We start from the raw sequence: 7,241 nt of genomic DNA on the forward strand, positions 1-7,241 counted from the left end.
AAGTAAAGCACCCTTTAGTTTAAGTATAATTCTTCACAAATTCATAGATATTGCCTATTTCCCAAAAATTGTTTTATCAAATATATTCGTTTTTCAATTTTTATTTTAAAGCTACGTTAAGAATTCCCCATCATAAAAACCTCAAATTCACCTATGAAATCAAAGACAAAATTGAGGTCTGTTTTTTCTAAAACGCACGTTTAGTGATGTTTTGTGCTTAATTGTTCAAATTACTGCCATAGAAAATAATTCAAAAAGTTTAGTATAGAACTATGCTTAAATTACCATCAACATACTATTATTTTTTACTACGAATTACGAACTCTTCTTCTTTTCCTTCCCATTCTATTTTTACAGGAATACTATTAGAAACTGCATAACATGATCCGCTACATTTTATATAAATATCAAATTCCTCTTGGTTTTTTAATTCGCCCTCACCAGGTTCTGTGAAGTATGAAGTTTCATATATTTCATATCTAAAACTTAATGGTCTATTTCCCTCTCCAATATAAGAGATTGTATAGTTCCTTGTGCTTTCCGTTTCGCTTACCATTTTCACATACCAATTATCACTTTTTCCTTCAAAATATTGTGCTTTATATCCTGACTGATTTGAGTTTTCTTCACTTGTACATGCACCAAGTATCATCAATAATACAAGACATCCAACTAATGATAAAATTTTCTTAATGTTGACTCCAAAAGAGTGATGATTCATAGTCCGCCCCCATTTATCAAATTAAGTCTTCGGAGTATATCTTATAGCACTAATCCGCCAGTTATATAAACCCCTCCTTTCTTTAATTATATATTATGGTATTGGTCTTTTCTTCCTTTTTTCTTATTGACCTAACCTTCCAGTTAGTTAAATAATAAATTGTTATGCCGTTCTTTGTGCTTCGCACTTGTTCAGGTGGAAAAGCACCACCTTCACAAGAAAATACTAACTTAAGTAATTTAATCATGTTTATTTACCCTGACAAATAGCACTATGTTCAGATACCTTTTCAGATTAATCTTAAAGGGTTTTTCTTTTGTTTTGGAAGGTGGTTTTTCCTTCCTTTGCCTTTAGGCAAATATTACGGTTATCAATCATTATTTCAGATACAATTCCTTCATTGTTCAGTTTACCTTTACTTTTAATAATATAGGTACCAACAACACTAAAAAGCACCTTCATCCTTACTGCCACAAGGGATTGAGGTGTTTTTATCATGCACTCAAAAAGCGACCAAAAACCCCTTTTTTGCACTCAAAAAGCGACCATGACATTTTACACTTGTGTCTGATTTACATGCAAATGTTGTTGAAGGGTTGTAAATGAGTATAGGAAGGGAAGTGTTGTATGTGGGCAGAATCATCCACATTAATGACAATGGTGAAATTACAAAGGAATACAGTGACAAAAGCAACCGTATCATCAGTGATAAACAGATTGATTATCTGAAGCTGAACACAAAATCAAAAGGTGAATTTGAATCATTTAATGAAGAAGCTGGAAAGTTCATTTGGTCATATCCAGCCAAGATACAGGAGTTGATTAAATCTAGCGAATTTACAAAATCAGATTTAACCATGATTTTTTACCTTGCAACCTATGTAAATGGGCATGGTTTCCTTGTTTATGATAATCAGATCAAGCTCGATAAAAACGATTTACAGAAGGTGCTGGGAATAGGAAGGAACTTGTTCAGTATGGTTTACAATAAGCTGAAAAACCACAAGATTCTTATTCCTTCAGGATATGCTTTTAAATGGAATGAATCATATAACTTTTATGGTAAAACAACTGGTGTTGCAAAACCAACTATGCTTGTAAGAACTTATGTAAATCAGATAAGGGAACTGTATGAAGCAACAACTGAAACTGGAGAACGTAAATATTCAGCAGTTTCACTTTACCCTATATTTGCACTTGTTCCATACTTACACCGAACAACTAACATTATTTGTAAAAATCCTGAAGTAACTGCAATTGAAGATATTGATTATTTAACCCTATCAGAAGTTGCTGAACTGCTGGATTTAAAAGATAGCAAGAAAATGAGTGCTTCACTTACATCAATTCACCTTGCTGAACAGTCTGTATTTAGAAAGGTTGAAGTAAGGAATGAAAAGTATTTGCAAATGAACCCAAGAATTTTTTGGAAAGATGTAACTGCACCTGATGAAAGACTAATTGCAGAATTTGATATGGTTGATAATCGACTAAAGCGAAAAAACAATCAAAAGTTGTTCATCAATTAACAATCAGAACTGGTTTCTTTTGCAACTCGTTCTTTGTATGTAATTCCTACTTCATCAGTTCGGACATTTCCCTTCTTTATCTGTTTACAGCTGGTTCTGAAGGGATTTTTTTACTCTTTCCAATGCCTTTTAAAAAGTCCAATACAGAAATAAAAGGGTCATGTAACTTGTACACACCCTTTTGCAATTAGTTCAGCACCTTCTTAGCTTCTCTTAGTCCAAATGAATATTGATTACTATTGCAAATTTTATCTATCATAATTGTTTCATCAAGTCCCACTTCTTTAAAAAGAATTAATGTAGCAATTGCACGTAATCTTTGAATTGCAAAATACTTGTCAATGGGTTCCATAAGAATATGCTTTTTCTTATCAGAATCGTAATGTGTTAAGTAATTTCTTGTTTCAACAAGTTGCCTTATGAACTTATTAATATCATTCTCTGTTCCAACAAGTAAATTTCGTGTGGATTCATGAAAACCGTAAAGAATTTCTTCTATTCTCATAGAAAGGGAATATTCGTTACCATAATCAACTTTATTACCAATAATCTTTGCAAATGCTTCAGGAAATTTTTCATTTAACATTTGTTTTAATTCCTTTGCTAAAGCACGATATTCCTTTTTATCGTACACTTTGCCTTCATACATTTTTCTGTGATAAATCTCTAAAATTTGAACTGTGTTTAACAAGGTTGTATTGATGTACATATCCTTGTAAAATTCATCAAAATGCAGATTATATACCACTTCTAATCCATTATGCTTCTCAAACCAATAATTTAAAATCTTATTTAAATCATTTTCAATATCTCTAAAGTTTACAATTACATCCGACCAGTGGAATTTTTCTCTAAGTTTTGATTTGTTTTGTCTGAAAAAATACTTATACTTTTGTCTAGAAATCTTATCTGTATGTTCCAACTTTACTTCTTCACCATAAAAAACAATACTTTCAAAGTATGTAGCATGTCCAATAAATAAATGAAGTAAATCTTTCACAAGATACATATTAGTACTAAACCATGATAAATCTTTGTTTTCATTTGGAATTATTTTAATTCCACTTTTATTTGTCCATAAGACTTTTTCAGATAAATCGGCCTTGAAGTTTGAAGAATACGTTTCTTCAATTGTAGCACCAAGTACATCCACATAATGATTGAACGTATCATACTTATTATAACTAACCTGTTTACCCATAATTGAAGACCTATCTTTTTCAAGTGTTGTTGTATCAACAAAAACTGATCTCCCTAACCATTCAGTAAGGTATGTAGGTTGAAAAGATAATGAGTGAAATTGAATTTCTTCTTCATTAATAAAATAGCCACCTACAATAAACGAATGGATAGAATAAGTTTGTGTTTGAAAACCTGGTGCATTTGTTACTGATTTCTTAACATTTACATTTAAAAGTGTCAACTGTTCACCCTTGTCAGAAAATCCATGAATAGTATCATACTTTTCATTACCCATTGAAAATAAATCATTACTTAAAGAACCAATTAATTCGAGATGTATTTTATCTTCTGCAAAAAACAATATGCCTGCTACCTGATTTTCTTGTTTACCTGGTATCCACCAATAGCCTTTAATTTCAAATTTATCAAACAGAGTTTGTTTCATTGCATTCAGTCCAGCCATTTTTATTCCCCCTTATAGTTAAGACAATTATACCTAACATTCAAGGTTACTGGAATTAATTACTATTGGATTCCATGTGAACAAAAATACACTTAAGGGGTGATAAATTAAAGCACCAAAAGTTACAATTTCTTATTTTTAGATAAAACAAAACCCCTTACTTCTGTTCCGCTACTGGCCTTTCCATCTTATATTTCGACAAAAAATAACCACATTCCTTTTATTTGGAAATAAATTATTTGTTAATTTTTTTGTTAGCAGCATAACAAGATTTTGAAAAATAATACTCAAAAACCCTTAATAAACCCCAAGTGCATCTAGTTCTTCAGTTGATGCCCACACATCAGTTAATGCTGGTATTTTAGGGATAACTGAATATGCTGGTACTTCAGGTACTGGTGCATAAAATTCTTCATATAATCCCTTCAATTGTTTCTGCATAGTTCCGTAGAAGAAAGCGAACACATTCTTCTTTACCTTGTTTATCTTCAATGCTTTAACCGTTTCCCTGAAGGCATTAAGTGAAATATCCAGTAAATCAAAATCCATTACTTCATAACCAGCTTTTCTTTCTGCAATTTTAACCATCTTCCAAAATTCTTCTACTGCTTCAAATTCACCATAAAAACAAGATACAAGTTTTACAAATTCTTCAGGGATATTTCTGTTTATGTATTCCTTTCCTAATTGAATGTTATTGATGATATTATTATTATCGTTTTCTATACGTTTATTTATGTTTTTATTCTTGCTAGTTTCTAAAAGATTACTAGTTTTAGGGTGGTTCAAATTTTCCTGCTTGGGTGGTTCAATTGCATCATTTAAAGAAATATCAGCAGTATTTTCAGCATCCATTTCAACAGGATCAACAACTGCTGGTGCTGATACATAACGGTTAAATACATAAAGGTTTGATGATTGTGAACCGTTCTTTCTTTCCATTTCGGATACAACTAATAAACCAAAAGCTTTTGCTTTGGATAACATTCTTTTGAAGGTGCTTCTTGAAATACCTACACTGTTTTCATGTGTTTCTGATACCAGTGTACCTATCTTAGCATTACATACTCCAATTACTTTTGCACTGTAACGTACTAAACGCTTTAATGCAACCAGTTCAGATTTAGTAAACTTGCTTTTTAAATCTACCATCCATTGTTCAATGTTGTTATTAAAATCGGTAATATCTTTAAATTTTGATAAGTTCTTAAAGTTTTCAATATTCCCCTGTTTCACGTTCCTGTTCCCCTTTTTGTTATGGAAGCCAGCAACTAACCCTTCTAAAAAAGGCATCACTAAAGATACCTTGCATATATCTATTTTTTTCGATAAAATTAAGGTTAGTATACGTTATTCCGTTTGTATTTGGTGTGGTGTAGCGTACTTGGGGAATGTGTTCCAGCACATCCCCATTTCTTTTGCCTTAAATAAAGCTTCTTCTTTCAGCTAATGCCTTCCTATTCAATTCCTTTTTCCACTGCAACAGGGCTTGTTTATATTCGTCTGAATAAGTTCCAGCAATTCTATGTTTTGCACTGGTTATTTCAACAACTTGTTTTGTATACCAACTGATTGCTTCAATGGTTGTCATTTCATCAATGTTCGGAAGTTGATGGTTCATCATTTATTTCCCCTTTTATAAGTATCTCTTTTCCAGCATCTTCACTGGTGAAAACTTCTTATGACTTTCTCTAACATCATTACCAAACAGATTTACATATGTCTTTACGATTTCCATGCTGGTATGTCCAAGTATTGCTTGAAGTTCAAATATGTTTGCACCTTGTTGTACAGATATTTTTGCAAATGTATGCCTGAACGTGTGACAACTGCACCTGACACCCTTTATACCCGCAATTACTCCATATTTTTCAATTCTGCCTTGGATACCCCTTTTAGAAATTGGTGTTTCATCAATGCTGATAAATAATGATTCATTTTCCACTTTCCCACGAATTGAAAGATACCTTTTAAGTTGGTTCTTCATTTCTTTTTGAATAGGAACTAACCTTTCTCTATAACTTTTAGCGTTCCTGATGCAAATAAGGTTATCTTCCCACCGTATATCAGATACCTCTAAACCAATCAGTTCATTTACCCTGATTCCAGTTTCCAAGAATAACATCATTATGGTGTAATCACGAATACCAATAAATGTTTTTAAATCAGGCTGCCTAAATAGTTGGTTCAACTGTTCCTTTGAAAAGGTGGGAATAACACGCTTCCTATCCTTCATTAACTTGATGTTTTCCATTGGATTCTTTGGTATGTGTTTATGCTTGTACAAGAAATTAAAGAAACCACGTAAAGCACGTAAACGTGAATTTATGGATACTGGTTTAATGCCTTTGTAATTCTTCATGAACAGGATCACGTTTTCCTGAATGTGTTCTTCTGTAACATTGGTGGGTTTCAGCTTGGTAACATCAATACCTTGTTCAGCTAAACCTGAAAGAAATGCTGATATTTCATTCTTATAGAACTTGATTGTATGTGGTCTTAAATTCCGTAAATTACAATTCTTTTCAAACAGTTCAATAGCATCACTGAACGTTTCCACATATGATTTTTTTGTTTGACGTACTATCTTTAATTCAGATTCATCCAGTACGTTTTTCCGTCTTGCCAACTGTACCATTCCCTTCCTATGCACACTATTTCTGCACACTATTAGAAGCTGGTGAAAAGCACCCAAAATTACCTTTTTTGAACACGAAAAAACCGTTCCCCATAGTTGAGAAACGGTTGATATTTCGGTGATTATTCACTTTTAAATAACTGAAAATTGATACCGATGGTCGGGGTCGAACCGACACTCCTCACGGAACACGATTTTGAGTCGTGCGCGTCTGCCAATTCCGCCACATCGGCAAAACTAGAATAAAAAATCCTGATGCTTTAACCAGGAATCAAATTAAAAACGATTTGACAGGGGCAGTAGGAATCGAACCCACACCAAAGGTTTTGGAGACCTTCGTTCTACCTTTAAACTATACCCCTAAAATGGTGGAGGGGGACGGATTCGAACCGCCGAACCCGGAGGGAGCGGATTTACAGTCCGCCGCGTTTAGCCACTTCGCTACCCCTCCACATATTAACAATTATAAAAAAACTGGAGGAGGAAGAGGGATTCGAACCCCCGCGCGGTGTTACCCGCCTGTCGGTTTTCAAGACCGATCCCTTCAGCCAAACTTGGGTATTCCTCCATTTTTTCAAAAAAATCACACTGGTAGCGGCGAAGGGAGTCGAACCCCCGACCTTACGGGTATGAACCGTACGCTCTAGCCAGCTGAGCTACACCGCCAAAAATATGAATGGTCGGGAAGACAGGATTCGAACCTGCGAC

6 protein-coding genes and 5 tRNA genes are annotated in these 7,241 nt (G+C 33.6%); 1 reads left to right on the forward strand and 10 read right to left on the reverse strand.

Annotation, left to right across the window (positions count from 1 at the left end; translation table 11 throughout):
- Positions 1-298: 298 nt before the first annotated feature.
- Entirely contained in the window at positions 299-721 is a 423-nt protein-coding gene (locus tag BABA_RS12870) for a hypothetical protein (RefSeq protein WP_007085628.1), read from the reverse strand.
- Between the two features lie 602 nt (positions 722-1,323).
- Here BABA_RS12870 and BABA_RS12880 point away from each other — a divergent pair.
- A complete protein-coding gene (locus BABA_RS12880) occupies positions 1,324-2,250 on the forward strand; it encodes a hypothetical protein (protein WP_007085630.1) in 927 nt (308 codons plus the stop codon).
- Positions 2,251-2,437: 187 nt separating this feature from the next.
- On the opposite strand, the gene BABA_RS12885 is transcribed toward BABA_RS12880, so the two are convergent.
- The 9 genes from BABA_RS12885 to BABA_RS12925 form a co-directional block, all read right to left on the reverse strand.
- Positions 2,438-3,895 carry an ApeA N-terminal domain 1-containing protein gene (locus BABA_RS12885; protein ID WP_007085631.1) on the reverse strand — a complete coding sequence of 486 codons (1,458 nt, stop codon included), beginning with the start codon at positions 3,893-3,895 and terminating at the stop codon, positions 2,438-2,440.
- Positions 3,896-4,192: 297 nt separating this feature from the next.
- Entirely contained in the window at positions 4,193-5,131 is a 939-nt protein-coding gene (locus BABA_RS12890; protein WP_157273179.1) for a hypothetical protein, read from the reverse strand.
- Positions 5,132-5,318: 187 nt separating this feature from the next.
- The gene (locus tag BABA_RS12895; protein WP_007085633.1) at positions 5,319-5,516 is read right to left on the reverse strand and encodes a hypothetical protein; all 198 of its coding nucleotides are present in this window, start codon (positions 5,514-5,516) and stop codon (positions 5,319-5,321) included.
- A gap of 15 nt (positions 5,517-5,531) precedes the next feature.
- Positions 5,532-6,524 carry a tyrosine-type recombinase/integrase gene (locus BABA_RS12900; RefSeq protein WP_007085634.1) on the reverse strand — a complete coding sequence of 331 codons (993 nt, stop codon included), beginning with the start codon at positions 6,522-6,524 and terminating at the stop codon, positions 5,532-5,534.
- A 160-nt stretch (positions 6,525-6,684) separates the two neighbouring features.
- Positions 6,685-6,766: transfer RNA gene (locus tag BABA_RS12905), tRNA-Leu, on the reverse strand.
- A 58-nt stretch (positions 6,767-6,824) separates the two neighbouring features.
- Positions 6,825-6,895: transfer RNA gene (locus BABA_RS12910), tRNA-Trp, on the reverse strand.
- Between the two features lie 4 nt (positions 6,896-6,899).
- A tRNA-Tyr gene (locus BABA_RS12915) sits at positions 6,900-6,984 on the reverse strand.
- 24 nt (positions 6,985-7,008) lie between these two features.
- Positions 7,009-7,101, reverse strand: a tRNA-Ser gene (locus BABA_RS12920).
- Positions 7,102-7,122: 21 nt separating this feature from the next.
- Positions 7,123-7,199, reverse strand: a tRNA-Met gene (locus BABA_RS12925).
- Positions 7,200-7,241 lie beyond the last annotated feature (42 nt).

It is taken from the genome of Neobacillus bataviensis LMG 21833 (assembly GCF_000307875.1).
Taxonomy (GTDB): Bacteria; Bacillota; Bacilli; order Bacillales; family Cytobacillaceae; genus Neobacillus; species Neobacillus bataviensis.

Coding starts and splice junctions, on each gene's coding strand:
- BABA_RS12870 (WP_007085628.1), bottom strand. CDS start 721: ATGAATCATCACTCTTTTGGAGTCAACATTAAGAAAATTTTATCATTA.
- BABA_RS12880 (WP_007085630.1), top strand. CDS start 1,324: ATGAGTATAGGAAGGGAAGTGTTGTATGTGGGCAGAATCATCCACATT.
- BABA_RS12885 (WP_007085631.1), bottom strand. CDS start 3,895: ATGGCTGGACTGAATGCAATGAAACAAACTCTGTTTGATAAATTTGAA.
- BABA_RS12895 (WP_007085633.1), bottom strand. CDS start 5,516: ATGAACCATCAACTTCCGAACATTGATGAAATGACAACCATTGAAGCA.